Raw genomic sequence first — 14538 nt, 5'->3', positions numbered from 1 at the left:
AATGGGGGTGCCGCGCGGCGCCCGGGCGGTCCAGGCTGAGGGCATGGATGACGAACAGGTCGAGATCGCCGTGATCGGCGGTTCGGGGCTCGCGCGGCTCACCGTGGATGATGCACGATCGCTCGCGCCGATTCCGACCCCGTACGGCGCGGTGCACGGTGCGGTCGTCGGGTCGCTCGCTGGGCGGCGCACGGCGTTCCTCGCCCGGCACGGGGCGGGTCACCGGGTGCCGCCGAACCGGGTGAACGCCCGGGCGCAGCTCTGGGCTCTCGCGTCGCTCGGTGCGCGGATCCTCGTCTCGACCAACGCGGTCGGCGGCCTCGAATCCGACATGCGGCCCGGCGACATCGTCCTGACGGACCAGCTGATCGACCGCACGTGGGGTCGGGCCGATTCGTATTTCGACGGTGGTGAGATCGTCGAAGGCGTGCAGCATCTGCCCTTCGCCGAACCGTACAGTCGCGAGCTGCGCCGCATCGCCGCGAACGCACTGCGATCCCTGGGGGAGACTCCGCGCGAGCAGGCGACGAGCGTCGTGGTCCAGGGGCCGAGGTTCTCCACGCGTGCGGAGGCCGCCTGGCACCGTCTCATGGGCGCGAACATCGTCAACATGACCCAGCTCCCCGAGGCATCCCTCGCGGCCGAGCTCGGATTCGCGCACGTCAACCTCGCGATCGTCACCGATACCGACACCGAGCACGGCGCAGGCGACCAGGACCGGTCAGCCACCGCGGAGCGCGTCTTCCAGGTGATGGCCGAAGCCGAGCCGCGCCTGAACCGTGCGATCGCCGCCATCGTCGATGCGATCCCGGCGGGCTTCACGGAGCCGCCCCTGCTGTCTGAGGACGTCGTCCGCAGCATCCTGTCGGCCGAACCGCTGCGTCGGGACGGGGACAGCGGATGAGCCGCACGCTGCTCGTGACCGGCGGGCGCGGTTTCATCGGCGGCGCGGTCGTCGAGCAGGCGCTCGCGCACGGCTGGTCGGTCCGTGTGCTCGATTCGATGCGCCCCGACGTGCACGACCCGTCGGAGGGTCGACCGCTGCCGGCGGGCGTCGAGTTCGTGCAGGGCGACGTCCGCGACACGGACGTCCTCGCCGCGGCGCTGCGCGGGGTCGACGCCGTGTGCCACCAGGCCGCGAAGGTGGGGCTGGGCGTCGACATCGGAGACGCTCCGGACTACGTGGCGTCGAACTCACTCGGCACCGCGATGCTGCTCACGGCGATGCGCGATGCCGGCATCCGCCGCCTCGTCCTGGCATCCTCGATGGTCGTCTACGGGGAGGGCCTGTACCGTGACGGCGACCGGCAGCTGCAGGCGCCGCCTCGGCGGCTCGCCGACCTCGAAGCCGGCGTCTTCGACCCCCGCTCGCCCGAGACCGGACGCCTGCTGCAACCGGAGCTGATCGACGAAGACCAGCCGTGCGACCCGCGCAACACGTACGCTGCGACCAAGTTCGAGCAGGAGCTGCTCGCGCGGGACTGGGCCCGCAGCACCGGTGGTGCCGCGGCGATGCTGCGCTACCACAACGTCTACGGGCCGTGGATGCCGCAGGGCACACCCTACGCCGGGGTCGCGTCGCTGTTCCGCTCCGCGCTGGAACGCGGGGAGGCGCCGGACGTGTTCGAGGACGGGCAGCAGCGTCGCGACTTCGTCCACGTGACCGACGTCGCCGCGGCCAACGTCGCCGCGCTCGAGTGGACCGCGACCGTGGACGCGGGGGTGGCGAGGGCGTTCAACGTCGCCAGCGGCGACGTCCGCACGATCGGCGACTTCGCCCGTGCGCTCGCCGAGGCCATGGGCGGTCCGGCTCCACGCGTCAGCGGGCGGTTCCGCGCGGGCGACGTGCGGCACATCACGGCATCCTCCGCCCGCATCCGCGCCGAGCTCGGCTGGCGGCCGCAGGTCGCATTCGAGGAGGGTGTCGCGCAGTTCGCGCAGGATCCGTTGCGAGCGGCGGTCGAGCAGCCGTGAGCGTCGTGCGGCCACGGGTGGCGCTGTGGAGCGGGGCCGTCGCGGTCCTGCTGATCGCCGCCGCGATCGCGATACCGGCACTGACCGGGTGGAATGTGCGGGTCAAGTCGTTCCCCCCGTTGCACGCCGAATGGATGCCGAGGATCGGCCCTGGCCTGCCGGTGGCTGTGGCGGTCGGCGTGCTGGCGGTGCTGTTCGGTCATAGGCTCGCCGCCCGCGTGCGGTGGGTGCCGCTGCAGTTGATCGTGTTCGGCGCGGCGTTGGTGTGGCTGCTCTCGCTGGCGCTCGTCGACGGTCTCGACGGGATCGGGACGATCCTGAACCATCGCTACGAGTACCTCGGCACGGCGCGTGAGGTCACCGATTTCGGGGCGACCCTGCGCGAGTACGTCGAGCGCATCCCGTACGCGCACGAGGACAACTGGCCGGTGCACATCGCGGGGCACCCGCCTGGGGCGCTGCTGTTCTTCTACGTCCTCGTGCGCGTCGGGCTCGGCAGCGGACTCGCCGCCGGCCTCGTCGTGATCGTGCTGGGGGCGACCATCCCCGTCGCCGTGCTGGGCGCACTGCGCGCCCTGGGGGCCGAGGCATCCGCTCGCCGGGCCGCACCGTTCCTCGTCTTCACGCCCGCCGCCATCTGGATCGGGGTTTCCGGCGACGGCATGTTCACCGCGTTCGCCGCCTGGGGGCTGTGGGCGCTCGCCCGTGCGGCCACCTCAGCACGTCGCGGCGAGGGCCCGGTCGCGATGATCGCGTGGTCTCTGCTCGCCGGTGCACTGCTGGGCTACTGCGTCATGCTGTCGTACGGCCTGCCGCTGCTCGGCGTGCTCGCCCTCGCCGTCCTGTTCGCGGCGCGTCGATGGTGGCCGCTGCCGATCGCGGCGGGTGCGGCTCTCGTGGTCGTCCTGGCGTTCGCCGCCGGCGGCTTCGCCTGGTGGGAGGCGTTCCCCGTGCTGCAGCAGCGGTACTGGGACGGCGTCGCCTCGCGACGACCGCCGACGTACTGGATGTGGGGCAACCTCGCGGCGTTCGCGATCAGTGCGGGCCCCATGGTCGCGGCATCGCTCGGGGGAGCAGCCGATGCCGGCATCCGGCGTCGTCGTACCGGGCCTCCGAGCGACGACGGCGTGCGGGTCGTGCTGCTGCTCGTGGCGGCGGCGTGGCTGAGCATCCTGCTGGCGGACCTGTCGAACATGAGCCGTGCGGAGGTCGAGCGGATCTGGCTGCCGTTCGTGCCGTGGGCGCTGCTGGGCCTGGCGCTGTTCGGAAGGCGGACGCGCCAGGTCATGCTCGCGGTGCAGGTCGTGTTCGCGATCGTCGTGCAGTCGCTGCTGCACACCGGGTGGTGAACAGCAGCGACCGTCGCGGGGGAGATCGGATGGGAGGAGAACTCGCGGATGGGAGGAGCGATTCCGGCGATTCGGCCCTCCCGTGCAGGTGTTCTCCTCCGACGCGGATGCCGGAGATCGCGCGGCTTCGCCCTGAATCGCGCCCGCGCCCGCCGGGCTCAGCCGGCGATCGTCGAGGCGTCGATGACGAACCGATACCGGACGTCCGACGCGAGCACGCGGTCCCAGGCCTCGTTGACCTCGGATGCCGAGACGATCTCGACCTCGGGGGAGATGCCGTGCTCGGCGCAGAAGTCCAGCATCTCCTGCGTCTCGGCGATTCCGCCGATGTTGGAGCCGGCGAACGAGCGCCGCCCGCCGATCAGCGTCCCCACGTGCAGGCTGAGCGGCTCGGCCGGTGCGCCGACGTTCACGAGGGTGCCGTCGAGGGCGAGCAGCTTCAGATGCGCGTCGACGTCGATCGGCGCCGAGACCGTGTTGATGATGAGGTCGAAGGCGCCGCGGAGCTCGCGGAACGTCTCCGGATCGTTCGTCGCGAACGCACGGTCGGCGCCGAGCGCGATCGCGTCGTCCTTCTTCGCGAGTGTGCGGGTGAGCACCGTCACCTCCGCGCCCATGGCGTGCGCGAGCTTGACGGCCATGTGGCCGAGCCCGCCGAGCCCGACGACAGCGACGCGCGTGCCGGGGCCGGCGTTCCAGTGCCGCAGCGGCGAGTAGGTCGTGATACCGGCGCACAGCAGCGGCGCCGCCTTCTCGAACGGGATCTCCTCGGGCAGGCGCAGGACGAAGTCCTCGGTCACGACGACGCTCGTGGAGTAGCCGCCCTGCGTGATCGTGCCGTCGACGTCCTTCGCGCCGTAGGTGCCGATCGCGCCGTTCAGGCAGTACTGCTCCGAACCGGCCGTGCAGTTCGCGCACTCCCCGCACGAGTTCACCAGGCATCCGACGCCGACGCGGTCACCGACCCGGTGCTTCGTCACCTCGGAGCCGACCTCCGCGACGACCCCCGCGATCTCGTGCCCGACCGTCAGCGGGTACTGCTGCGGACCCCAGTCGCCCTTGATCGTGTGGATGTCGGAGTGGCAGATCCCCGCCCAGCGGATGTCGATGAGCACGTCGTGCGGCCCGACATCGCGGCGCTCGATGGTGCTGACGGTGAGACGGTCGGTGGCGGAGGGCGCGACGATCGCGGCGACGGTGCTTGGCATAAGGATGAGAATACGCCTTCCGGTCTCGACGCGCTCGAATCGATTCGATACAATCGGAGGTCGCACCTCTGCGTGTGCATCCCCGATCCGCCCCCTCCTGCCTGTCGAGCGACTGTGTCCCCTTCCCTCACCACCGGCGCGCCCTGGCGCGTCATCCTCGCCTTCTCCGTGCCGCTGCTGATCGGCAACGTCGTCCAGCAGCTGTACCAGTTCGTCGACACCATCGTCGTCGGACGTCAGCTCGGCGTCGACGCGCTCGCCGCCGTCGGCGCGACCGGCAGCCTGCTCTTCCTGCTGCTCGGCTTCGCGTGGGGTCTCACGAGCGGTTTCGCGATCCCGACCGCACAGGCTTACGGCGCCGGGGATGCCCGGGCCGTCCGACGCTCGGTCGCGGTCGGAACGATCCTCACCGGGGGGATGAGCATCGTGCTCACGATCGCCGCTCCGCTGCTCGCGGAGCCGGCGCTCGCGGCCATGCAGACCCCGCCAGAGCTCATGGACGATGCGGTCGTGTTCGCTCAGGTGAGCTTCCTGGGTGCCGCGGCGACGATGTTCTTCAACTATCTCGCCGCGATCATCCGCGCGATCGGCGACTCTCGCACGCCGCTGTGGTTCCTCACGCTCGCCTGCGCGCTGAACGTCGGCCTCGTCGTCCTGCTGGTCGGACCCGTCGGCTGGGGCGTCGCCGGCGCGGCCCTCGCGACCGTCGTGGCGCAGGCCATCTCGGTCGCGCTCTGCCTGGAGTACCTGCGCCGCCGCCTGCACGAGCTGCACGTCAAGCGCGATGACTGGCGCGTGACCCGCACCGAGATCTGGGAGCACCTGCGTCTCGGCCTGCCCATGGGCTTCCAGGCCTCGATCATCGCGATCGGCACGCTCGCGGTCCAGGTCGCGCTGAACGAACTCGGCGCGGATGCGGTCGCAGCATGGACCGCCGGGTCACGCGTCGACAGCCTCGCCTCCGCGCTGCTGGCCTCGCTCGGACTGGCCACCAGCATGTACGTCGCTCAGAACGTGGGTGCCGGACGCCCCGATCGCATCCGCCGCGGCGTGGTCCAGGCGACGTGGATCGCGGTCATCGGGTCCGTCCTCCTCGGCGTTCTCCTGATCACCACCGGCGCCGCCATCGTCGGGGTGTTCGTGGGCGACACCGCTCCCGTGGTCGTCGACCTCGCGCATCAGATGCTCATCATCAACGCGTCCTGCTACGCCATCCTCGGCGTGCTGTTCGTTCTCCGTGGCGCCCTGCAGGGACTCGGCCACGCGATGATCCCAACCGTCACCGGGGTCATCGAGCTCGTCGCGCGCGTCGTCGCCGCCGTCGTCCTGGGTTCGTTGTGGGGCTTCGTCGGTGTGGCTTGGAGCAATCCGCTGGCGTGGATCGGCGCCGTCGTCATCCTCATCCCGGCCTACGTCCGCGAGCACCGCCGCCTGGCACGCATGCCGATCACGTCCACCGTGTTCACCGAGACGACGCCGATCCCGGTCGTCGGCCCGACGAACAGCTCGCTCGTCGTCGACGCCGTCCTGACCTCGCCGATCCCGCTCCCCGGCGCGATCAACGCTCCGCGAGGAAGGCGAGGGCTGCTTCGCGGAAGGCGCGGGAACCGGGCGCGTTGAAATGATGCCGGTCCGGGATCTCGAGGAAACGGCCCTGCGGGGCCGCGGATGCCAGGCTCCGTGATCCCTCGATGATCGCGTCCTGCGATCCGGTCGCGAACAGCACCGGCTGCTGCGGTGCATCCGACTCATCCGGGTCGATCGTGCGGGACGCGCGCATGCCCTCCGCGAGGGCGAGCAGCGCGTTCAGGTCGTTGCCCGGCACCCGCTCGGTCAGCGCGATGTAGTTCTGCGTCGCGGCATCCACAACGGGCGTGCCGTCCGAGATGTACGCGCGCACCTGGTCGAGATCGAGCCGTGCCAGCGGGATGCCCTCCGGGACGCCACCGAGCACTGCGCGGGTGATGCGGGCCGGGAGGTCGACCGCGACCTGCCACCCGACCCTGGCCCCGAGCGAGTAGCCGACGTAGCACGCCTCCTCGACGAGGTAGGTGTCGAGCACGGTCTCCATGTCCGAGGCGAGGGCGCGGATGTCGTAGCCTTCCGGCTCGTGCGGCTTGTCGCTGAGGCCGTGCCCGCGCTGGTCGACGCCGAGCACGAAGTAGCCGGCGCGCTCCAGCATCCGTGTCCAGCCGGTCAGCACCCAGTTGTCGCGCGTGCTGGAGGCGAACCCGTGCACGATGACGACCGCCGGCGCATCGGGATCCCCCCAGGTGTAGGTCGCCAGGCGCACGCCTTCGCCGACGAAGACCATCTGCGGGTCCGGCATCCGATTCAGTTCCGAAAGAGGTACGGCCATGAACCCATCCTGCACCCGCACAGCATCACACCGGAGGATGACGCAGGGTAGTCCTTCCGGTGGATGTGCGGCGGCTCCGACTCGCCTACTCTGGAGATACACAGAGCGCATCGGGGGGTGCACGATGGTGACATCGTCAGCAGTGGCAAACGAATTGGCCGGATTGTTCGTACCGATCGGGGTGGCCGGAGCCGTGATCGCCGTGATCTGCGCGGTGATCGCGCTGGTCGCGCTGGCCCGCGGTTCCGAGGGCGTGGTCGGCGGCGCGATCGCCGCGTGGATCGTCGGAGCGATGCTGAGCGCAGCGGCAGGGTTCGCGCACAATTGGATCCCCGCTCTCGTGGCCGGCGCCGCGCTGGTCGTCGCGCTGACAGCGGGCGGAATCGTACGGGCGATCCTGGTCCGTCGGCCGGTGCGCGAGCCGAAGCCGATCACGGAGGCAGTGGCCGCCACACCGACCAAGCCGGTCACGGCGGAGGCGCCTCGGCAGCCCGCTTTCGAGGTTCCGCGCGCCGCGTTCGAGGCCGGCGCTTCGGCGGCGCATTCATAACTCCTCATCGATCGCGGCGGCTCGATCCGCGAGAGCGGTGATTCCGCGGTTTCCAGCCCGGCATCGCCGCTGGACAGCGCGGATCTGAGGAGTTGTGAACTCTCAGCGGTAGTCGCGGTCCAGGTGCTGCCCTGTGCGGTCCCCTCCGGCGGCGACCCGCTGCGCCTCGCGGGTGCGCAGCTCGACGCGGCGGATCTTCCCTGAAATCGTCTTCGGCAGCTCCGGTACGAACTCGATGATCCGCACCCACAGGTGCGCGGACAGCCGCTCGCGTGCGAAGGCGTAGATCGCGGATGCCGCGGCCGACTCGTCCCCGGCATCCGGCCGAAGGCACACGTACGCCTTCGGAACCGACAGCCGCGTCGGATCCGGGCTCGGCACGACGGCGGCCTCGATCACGAGCTCGTGCTCCAGCAGCACCGACTCGAGCTCGAACGGAGAGATCTTGTAGTCGGATGCCTTGAACACGTCGTCCGCTCGGCCGATGTAGGTCAGATACCCGTCCGCATCGCGGGTGGCGATGTCGCCGGTGTGATGGAACCCGCCCTCGCGGGACTCGGCGGTCTTCGCGGCATCCCGGTAGTAGCCGGCCATCAGGCCCACCGGCGCCTCGGCCAGGTCGAGCGCGATCTCGCCCTCGCCGTCGGTGACCTGGCCGGTGACCGGGTCCAGCAGGACCACCGGGTACCCAGGGAGCGGACGACCCATCGAGCCGTCCTTCACGACCTGACCGGGGGAGTTGCCGACGCAGGCGGTCATCTCGGTCTGCCCGAATCCGTCGCGAATGGTTCCGCCCCAGGCGTCGCGCACCCGCGCGATCACCTCCGGATTCAGAGGTTCGCCGGCGCCGACGAGCTCACGTGGAGGCTGCGCGAGCCGACCGAGGTCGGCCTGGATCAGCATCCGCCAGACCGTCGGCGGAGCGCAGAAGGTCGAGACGTGATGCGTCTGCATGACGTGCATCAGAGTGTTCGCGTCGAAGCGGTCGTAGTTGTAGACGAACACGGTCGCCTGGGCGAGGAACGGCGAGTAGAAGCTCGACCAGGCGTGCTTGGCCCACCCCGGCGAGGAGATGTTCAAGTGCACGTCCTCCGGTCGCACGCCCAGCCACCACATCGTCGACAGGTGCCCGACGGGGTACGACGCGTGGGTGTGCTGCACGAGCTTCGGACGGCTGGTCGTGCCCGACGTGAAGTACAGCAGGCTCGTGTCGGATGCCGGGGTGGGGCCATCCGGTTCGAAGGCCTCCGGCGCGCTCGCCGACTCGGCGAAGTCGGTCCAGTCGGCGGGCGCCCCGTCGACCGCGATCCGCAGGATGTCGCCGCCGACACGGTCAGCGAGCGATCCGAGCGCCACGACTGCGCTGGCCTCGCCGTGCTCGATGCGGTACGCCAGGTCGGATGCCGAGAGCAGTGTCGAGGTGGGGATGGACACCGCGCCGATCTTCGTGATCGCGAGCATGACCTCCCACAACTCGATCGAGTTGTTCAGCATAACGATGACGTGATCGCTGCGTCGGATGCCGAGACTCAGAAGCCAATTCGCCACCTGATCGCTGCGGCGGGACAACTCCCCGTAGCTCCACGTGCGAACGCTCAGGTCGGCGGAGACGATCTGCACCGCCGGACGCTCAGGGTGCTCACCGGCCACGACATCGAACCATTCGAGTGCGAAGTTGAACGCGTCGAGCCGCGGCCAGCGGAAGCCGCTCCTCGCGCCGTCGTAGTCGGTGGCGTGGTCGAAGAGGAAGTCGCGCATCTCGCGGATGGCGGTCGTGGCAGCGGTGGCAGGACGGCTCATGCCTTCCATCCTGCACCCCGAGCGGGCGGGCCCCGGATCGAGGATCAGTAGTCGGCGTGCCGTTCCTTCTGGATCTCCAGCTCGGTTTCGCAGTCCGCCCATGCGAGCAGCGCGCTGTCGAGCTGTCGTCGCAGCCAGACCGCATCGAGCTCATCGCCTCCGAGTCCGTGCAGCTGCGTCCGGCGGTCGTCGACCGTCCCTGTCAGGTCTGCCGGTATCGCGTTCGTCGTTCGTTCCATGGGATCGCCTTCCGATCAGTGAGTGGGTTGCTACCGGTTCCAGCGCCGCAGCTTGTCCGGGTTGCACACGACCCAGACGTTCACGAGGAGCTGGGATCGCTTCTCGGCCGTGAGAGCTCCGACGACACGCTGATCGCGAATGAGCGTGAGCCCCGGGACGCCGTTGATGGACGCCGCCGCCGTGCCGGTGCCGTTCGGCATGACCTGCAGCAGCTCGGATGCCGCTGCCTCCCTGCCCTGCACCGGAGCCGCCGCCGTGGGCAGGTGTCCGCCGCTGTCGATGACGACGGCGACGTCGGGATGCAGGAGCGCCCGGACCGCATCCTCGTCGTGGGAGCACAGCGCATCGGCGAGTTCTTCCAGGATGCCGTGGTCGGCGGCGCCGCGGCGCCGCCTGCGAAGCCACGCCGGGTAGTGCTTCCGGCTCATGCGCTGACCGCGCCGACGTGGTTGAGCTTCTGGGGACTCATCACCCACAGCAGCTGAAGGATGCTGTCGCCGGACGTCGTCGCCGTCACCATCGTCGTGATCACACCGTTTTCGGTGAGAGTCGCCGCCGGCTGCCCGTTGACGTGCACCCAGTCGATGGTCTTCCCGGTCCAGAAGTGGTGCGCGAAAGCCGCGACGAACTGAGCGACGCGTTCGCGCCCGATGACCGGGATGCGGGCGGCCAGCTTCGTGCCGTTGCCGTCCGTGTAGCTCACGACATCCGCGGCGAACAGCGCTTCGAGCTCGTGCGCATCCCCGTTCCGCGCAGCAGTGAGGAACGCCTCCAGCAGGCGTCGCTGCGCGGTGGCATCCGTCGGGACGTTCCTGGGGGAGGACAGATGGGCACGGGCACGGCTCACCAGCTGTCGTGCGCTGACGACGCTGCTGGAGATCACTTCGGCAATCCGGGTGTACGGGTAATCGAACGCTTCGCGCAGGATGTACGCCGCACGCTCCGTCGGCGTGAGCTTCTCCAGCGTCAGCAGGATCGCGAACTGCAGGGCCTCGGCACGCTCGGCGCCGAGCGCCGGGTCGTCGTCCGTGTTGACCGGCTCGGGAAGCCATGGCCCGATGTAGGTCTCTCTGCGTGTGTGGGAGGACTGCAGGACGTTGATCGCCAACCGGGTCGTGATGGTCGTGAGGAACGCCACCGGTTCCTGGATCTTCGAGCGATCCGTGTTCTGCCAGCGGATCCACGTCTCCTGGACGATGTCCTCCGCATCCGCCACGGTGCTCAGCATTCGGTAGGCGATTCCGAACAGACGTCGTCGATGCGCGTCGAAGATCCTCAGCGCTTCGTCGAGGTCGTCGTGTGCATCGAAAGCGTCGTCGACGGCCACGTCATGCTCACCCATGGCTCATCGAACCCCCGCCAGGCTGCGACGGCCTTCGTCGTGCATCCAGGTGTCGAGCGTCGTGGCCGCGATGCGCATGGGGTCACGAGGCAGCAGCAGGTCGCCGGAGATGTTGAAGCCCACCGGAGCGGTGTCGTCATCCGCCACGACGTAACGCGGGTCGTGATCGATTCCGAGGACGCGGCGCACGAACTCCGACAGCGGCATCCGCTCCGGCCCGCCGAAGTCGACCGCGCCGTTGAGGGGTCCTCCCAGCGCCAGCTCGACGAGAACGTCGGCGACATCGGATGCCGCGACCGGCTGCACCGGTTTGATGGGCAGGTGGACGGTGTCCTCGGCGGTGTTCCATTCGGCGATCCGGCGGGCGAAGTCGTAGAACTGCGTCGACCGGAGGATGGAGTGCTCGATCGGGCCGGCTTTCACCAGGTTCTCCTGCACGCCCTTGGCCGCGAAATAGCCGTCTTCGCCCGCGTGATCCGCACCGACGATCGACAGCGCGACGTGATGCTTCACGCCCGCTCGCCGCTCGGCATCCAGCACGTTGCGCGTCGTCGTCTCGAAGAACTCCCGTGCCGCCTCGCCGGACGGGTTCGGAGCGTTGGTCGCATCGATCACGGCATCCGCATACTCCAGGGCCGCATCCAGTCCGCGACCGGATCGCGCATCGACTCCGCTCGTCGGCGAGGCCACCACGACGGCCTGAGCGCGCCGTTCGAGCTTCTCGACGACCTTCCGGCCCACTTGGCCGGTTCCACCCAAAACAACGATTCGCATCTCGTCCGCTCCGTTTCTGGACCTGCGCCACTACGCAGACTGCCCTATATGCACTGACCGCGCAGTGGTTCGGTCTGTGACAGGGGGCGACTCCTCTCCCGAGATCTCGGTCGAGCGCGCAGCGAGGGCCGCTTTCACCCGGTCCTCCGGATCCGTCGTCGCTCGTATCCGAGCGTCGCCATGAGAAGTCCGAGTCCCACCGCGACGCCCGCGATCTGCGCTGGTGCGGCCGGGATGCCGAGGCCGACGATGAGGACGAGCGCGACGATCGCACCGCCGAGCACCGAGTTGACCGCTCCGATCATGCTGGCCATCGTGAACAGGAACGACGAACGGGCGTACCGCACTCCCAGCTCCCCGGTGCGCGGGTCGTCGAGGGCGATCAGCTCGGGACCCAGGGGATGCAGGCCCACGAAGTACTCGCGGATGCGTTCCATGCGCCGGCGTGCGGTGATGTTCTCGACGCTGTTGTCGACCAGTCGCACGACCGTGAACCAGCCGAGCATGAAGATCGTCGGGAACACCGTGAACGCGAGGGAGGCGAGCAGGGCCGGCGAACCGGAGGCGAATCCGATCGCCACCAGTCCGCTGGACAGCGTCGACAGATAGATGGCGCTGCGGGTTCCTGCTTCGTTGATCGTGGAGCTGGCGATCGCCTGCAGCACGAACAACTCCGTGCCGGCGGCGCTGTTCAAGGCGCCGCGGTCGGCGTCAGCGGTCGACATGGCCGTCACGCCGCCGATTCCGTCACGAACGCCCGCAGATCATCCGGCGCGAGGGCGTCCCGGGTCGTGATGAGCTTCTCGACGTCGGCGATCCGGTTGGGCGTGTTGATCGTCATCCCGGCCTGCACGACCCCCTTCTTCGTCCAGAACGCGACGAACGACGCCGCGTCGACATCTCCGCTGATCTGAAGGTCGTCATAATCATCCGCACCTCCGACGAAGCCGCTGTACTCCATGCTGATGTCGAACTGATCGCTGTAGAAATACGGCAGGCGGACGAAGTCCGCATCCGTGCCGAGCATCGATCTCGCGGCGTGCGGGCCCGTCCGCAGCGCCGTGGCCCAGTGCTCGACCCGAAGCGGACGGCCGTATCTGGCGGACGGAATACTCGCGATGTCGCCGGCGGCGTACACGTGCGGAGCGGATGTGGCCAGGCGGCCGTCCACCGCGACCCCGCCGCCCAGCGCTCGATCTCGCAGCGCGAGCCCCGCAGCACTGGCGAGCCCGATGTTCGGCGCGGCTCCCACGCCGACGAGGACGACGTCGGCGGGGATCCGCTCACCCGTGGAAAGGGTGACCCCGGTCACCCGGCCCGCCGTGCCTTCGATGGCGGCGACCTCGACCTGGCGCCGCAGCTGCACCCCGCGGCTCGTATGGACGTCGGCGTAGAAGGCCCCCATCCTCGCGCCGAGCACCTTCGCAAGCGGCTGCGCGCCGTGGCCGAGCACGGTGACCTCGAGCCCCAGCATCCGTGCGGACGCCGCGACCTCGAGTCCGATCCAGCCGTCCCCGATCACGACCAGACGCCCGGCGCCTGCTTCACGTGCGTCGATGAGTGCCGCCCGCAGGAGATCCGAGCTCTCCAGCGTGCGCAACGAGAGCACCCCCAGAAGGTCAGCACCGGGAAGACTCAACGGGCGTGGCGACGAACCCGTTGCCATGAGCAGCTCGCTGTACGACTCGGTGGACCCATCGGACACCGTCAGTGTGCGGCCGGCGACATCCAGATCGACGACCGTCGCCGCGGTGCGGACGATCACCCCGTTGTCGGAGTACCACTCCGGCACGAGGGTGAAGACGCTGGTGCGGTCGCTTTCGCGGCGCAGGTAGTCCTTCGACAGCGGTGGCCGCTCGTACGGGTGATGCGGTTCCGCGCTGATCACGGTGACATCGCCGTCGTGGCCGGCCCGACGGATGGCCTTCACCGCTCCGATGGTCGCGAGGCCGCCGCCCACGATCACGATCGGCGCGGCTGAATCGCCGGCGGTCCGTGTTGATGTGCTGGAGATCGACATGTTCACCTTTCGGGGCGGGTGTTCCGTGGAGTACGGCAGTCCTGCCATCAAAGACCGGGCAACGAGCGCGGTTGTGACGAACTGCATGGCGCGACAGAGCACTGTCACAGCACGGACGCGCTCCCTGTCACATTGACAGCGTCCCCCAGATCGGACGGAGACACCGTCGACCAGCGCCACGGATCAGGAGAGCACGATGAATGACAGACTCAACGGCAAAGGGGTCCTCGTCACCGGCGCATCGTCGGGGATCGGCCGCGCAACGGCTTTGGCGCTGTCCCGAGCGGGCGCGAGAGTCGTCGCGGCCGGGCGGAGGATCGACGAGCTGAACGCGCTGGTGGACGAAGCGCCGACGGAGATGCTCGCTGTGACGCTCGACGTCACCCGCCGAGACTCGGTCGACCACGCGGTCGCATCCGCCGTCCGTCGGTTCGGTCGGCTCGATGCGCTCGTCAACAACGCCGGGCAGATGCTGGCGGGCATGATTCTCGATGCAGACGTCGATCAATGGGTGCGGATGGTGGAGACGAATCTGCTCGGGTCGATGTTCAGCGTGCATGCCGCGCTTCCGCACCTCATCGAATCGCGGGGCGCGATCATCCAGGTCTCGTCGACATCCGGTCGAATCGCGTCGGCCGGCAGCGGCGTCTACGCGGCGACCAAGTTCGGCATCGCCGCCTTCACGGAGTCACTCCGTCAGGAGGTCACCGAGCGTGGCGTTCGCGTCGTCGTCGTCGAGCCGGGCTTCGTGGCCACGGAGCTGACGACGCACATCACCGATCCGACGATGAGGGCGGCAGCGGACAGCATCGGTCAGTCGATGCGCACCCTGCAGCCCGAGGACATCGCAGAGGTGATCGTCTTCGCGCTCGGCCGACCCGGGACGTGTCGGTGAACGAGGTCCTGGTCCGACCGACCGATC

General features: G+C 69.3%; 15 protein-coding genes. 6 read left to right on the top strand and 9 right to left on the bottom strand.

Annotation, left to right across the window (positions count from 1 at the left end):
• Nucleotides 1-43: 43 nt before the first annotated feature.
• The 3 genes from OED01_RS15920 to OED01_RS15910 are packed head-to-tail and all read left to right on the top strand — an operon-like array spanning nucleotide 44 to nucleotide 3323.
• Nucleotides 44-904, top strand: coding sequence for an MTAP family purine nucleoside phosphorylase (locus OED01_RS15920; protein WP_264156259.1), 861 nt, complete (start codon nucleotides 44-46; stop codon nucleotides 902-904).
• Entirely contained in the window at nucleotides 901-1974 is a 1074-nt protein-coding gene (locus tag OED01_RS15915) for an NAD-dependent epimerase/dehydratase family protein (protein WP_264156258.1), read from the top strand. Before OED01_RS15920 ends, OED01_RS15915 begins: the two co-directional genes overlap by 4 nt.
• The gene (locus OED01_RS15910) at nucleotides 1971-3323 is read left to right on the top strand and encodes a hypothetical protein (RefSeq protein ID WP_264156257.1); all 1353 of its coding nucleotides are present in this window, start codon (nucleotides 1971-1973) and stop codon (nucleotides 3321-3323) included. Before OED01_RS15915 ends, OED01_RS15910 begins: the two co-directional genes overlap by 4 nt.
• A gap of 158 nt (nucleotides 3324-3481) precedes the next feature.
• Here the strand turns inward: OED01_RS15910 and OED01_RS15905 are convergent, their stop codons facing one another.
• On the bottom strand, nucleotides 3482-4531 hold the full coding sequence (locus OED01_RS15905; protein ID WP_264156256.1) for an NAD(P)-dependent alcohol dehydrogenase: 1050 nt from the start codon (nucleotides 4529-4531) through the stop codon (nucleotides 3482-3484).
• A 114-nt stretch (nucleotides 4532-4645) separates the two neighbouring features.
• Between OED01_RS15905 and OED01_RS15900 the strand changes: the two genes are divergently transcribed.
• The gene (locus OED01_RS15900) at nucleotides 4646-6151 is read left to right on the top strand and encodes an MATE family efflux transporter (protein ID WP_264156255.1); all 1506 of its coding nucleotides are present in this window, start codon (nucleotides 4646-4648) and stop codon (nucleotides 6149-6151) included.
• On the opposite strand, the gene OED01_RS15895 is transcribed toward OED01_RS15900, so the two are convergent.
• Complete coding sequence (locus OED01_RS15895) at nucleotides 6090-6890, bottom strand: alpha/beta fold hydrolase (RefSeq protein WP_264156254.1); 801 nt, start codon at nucleotides 6888-6890, stop codon at nucleotides 6090-6092. The two genes, OED01_RS15900 and OED01_RS15895, sit on opposite strands and share 62 nt — an antisense overlap.
• A gap of 142 nt (nucleotides 6891-7032) precedes the next feature.
• On the opposite strand from OED01_RS15895, the gene OED01_RS15890 reads away from it, so the two are divergent.
• Nucleotides 7033-7440, top strand: a complete 408-nt coding sequence (locus OED01_RS15890; protein ID WP_264156253.1) for a hypothetical protein — start codon at nucleotides 7033-7035, stop codon at nucleotides 7438-7440.
• Nucleotides 7441-7542: 102 nt separating this feature from the next.
• Here OED01_RS15890 and OED01_RS15885 read toward each other — a convergent pair whose 3' ends face one another.
• The 7 genes from OED01_RS15885 to OED01_RS15855 all read right to left on the bottom strand — a co-directional run bounded on the left by OED01_RS15885 (nucleotide 7543) and on the right by OED01_RS15855 (nucleotide 13616).
• The gene (locus tag OED01_RS15885; RefSeq protein WP_264156252.1) at nucleotides 7543-9240 is read right to left on the bottom strand and encodes an AMP-binding protein; all 1698 of its coding nucleotides are present in this window, start codon (nucleotides 9238-9240) and stop codon (nucleotides 7543-7545) included.
• A gap of 44 nt (nucleotides 9241-9284) precedes the next feature.
• Complete coding sequence (locus OED01_RS15880; protein WP_264156251.1) at nucleotides 9285-9479, bottom strand: hypothetical protein; 195 nt, start codon at nucleotides 9477-9479, stop codon at nucleotides 9285-9287.
• Nucleotides 9480-9509: 30 nt separating this feature from the next.
• The gene (locus OED01_RS15875; protein ID WP_264156250.1) at nucleotides 9510-9908 is read right to left on the bottom strand and encodes a sigma-70 family RNA polymerase sigma factor family protein; all 399 of its coding nucleotides are present in this window, start codon (nucleotides 9906-9908) and stop codon (nucleotides 9510-9512) included.
• The gene (locus tag OED01_RS15870) at nucleotides 9905-10822 is read right to left on the bottom strand and encodes an RNA polymerase sigma-70 factor (RefSeq protein ID WP_264156249.1); all 918 of its coding nucleotides are present in this window, start codon (nucleotides 10820-10822) and stop codon (nucleotides 9905-9907) included. Before OED01_RS15870 ends, OED01_RS15875 begins: the two co-directional genes overlap by 4 nt.
• Before the next feature lie 3 nt (nucleotides 10823-10825).
• Nucleotides 10826-11596, bottom strand: a complete 771-nt coding sequence (locus OED01_RS15865; RefSeq protein WP_264156248.1) for an SDR family oxidoreductase — start codon at nucleotides 11594-11596, stop codon at nucleotides 10826-10828.
• A 134-nt stretch (nucleotides 11597-11730) separates the two neighbouring features.
• Nucleotides 11731-12321 (bottom strand): hypothetical protein, encoded by a 591-nt coding sequence (locus OED01_RS15860; RefSeq protein WP_264156247.1) that lies wholly within the window; start codon nucleotides 12319-12321, stop codon nucleotides 11731-11733.
• A gap of 5 nt (nucleotides 12322-12326) precedes the next feature.
• Nucleotides 12327-13616: an NAD(P)/FAD-dependent oxidoreductase gene (locus tag OED01_RS15855; protein ID WP_264156246.1), complete on the bottom strand. Its 1290-nt coding sequence runs from the start codon at nucleotides 13614-13616 to the stop codon at nucleotides 12327-12329.
• A 196-nt stretch (nucleotides 13617-13812) separates the two neighbouring features.
• Here OED01_RS15855 and OED01_RS15850 point away from each other — a divergent pair, with 196 nt between their 5' ends.
• On the top strand, nucleotides 13813-14511 hold the full coding sequence (locus OED01_RS15850; protein ID WP_264156245.1) for an SDR family oxidoreductase: 699 nt from the start codon (nucleotides 13813-13815) through the stop codon (nucleotides 14509-14511).
• The last annotated feature ends 27 nt before the right edge of the window (nucleotides 14512-14538 follow it).

Origin of the sequence: Microbacterium sp. M28 (assembly GCF_025836995.1) — a bacterium.
Lineage (GTDB): Bacteria > Actinomycetota > Actinomycetes > Actinomycetales > Microbacteriaceae > Microbacterium.
This window is presented reverse-complemented; position numbering and strand designations above follow the sequence as displayed.

Excerpts from the sequence above, each read along its gene's own strand:
- OED01_RS15885 (WP_264156252.1), bottom strand. The coding sequence starts at position 9,240 with ATGAGCCGTCCTGCCACCGCTGCCACGACCGCCATCCGCGAGATGCGC.
- OED01_RS15880 (WP_264156251.1), bottom strand. The coding sequence starts at position 9,479 with ATGGAACGAACGACGAACGCGATACCGGCAGACCTGACAGGGACGGTC.
- OED01_RS15860 (WP_264156247.1), bottom strand. The coding sequence starts at position 12,321 with ATGTCGACCGCTGACGCCGACCGCGGCGCCTTGAACAGCGCCGCCGGC.
- OED01_RS15875 (WP_264156250.1), bottom strand. The coding sequence starts at position 9,908 with ATGAGCCGGAAGCACTACCCGGCGTGGCTTCGCAGGCGGCGCCGCGGC.
- OED01_RS15865 (WP_264156248.1), bottom strand. The coding sequence starts at position 11,596 with ATGCGAATCGTTGTTTTGGGTGGAACCGGCCAAGTGGGCCGGAAGGTC.
- OED01_RS15905 (WP_264156256.1), bottom strand. The coding sequence starts at position 4,531 with ATGCCAAGCACCGTCGCCGCGATCGTCGCGCCCTCCGCCACCGACCGT.
- OED01_RS15915 (WP_264156258.1), top strand. The coding sequence starts at position 901 with ATGAGCCGCACGCTGCTCGTGACCGGCGGGCGCGGTTTCATCGGCGGC.
- OED01_RS15920 (WP_264156259.1), top strand. The coding sequence starts at position 44 with ATGGATGACGAACAGGTCGAGATCGCCGTGATCGGCGGTTCGGGGCTC.
- OED01_RS15855 (WP_264156246.1), bottom strand. The coding sequence starts at position 13,616 with ATGTCGATCTCCAGCACATCAACACGGACCGCCGGCGATTCAGCCGCG.
- OED01_RS15870 (WP_264156249.1), bottom strand. The coding sequence starts at position 10,822 with ATGGGTGAGCATGACGTGGCCGTCGACGACGCTTTCGATGCACACGAC.
- OED01_RS15895 (WP_264156254.1), bottom strand. The coding sequence starts at position 6,890 with ATGGCCGTACCTCTTTCGGAACTGAATCGGATGCCGGACCCGCAGATG.
- OED01_RS15850 (WP_264156245.1), top strand. The coding sequence starts at position 13,813 with ATGAATGACAGACTCAACGGCAAAGGGGTCCTCGTCACCGGCGCATCG.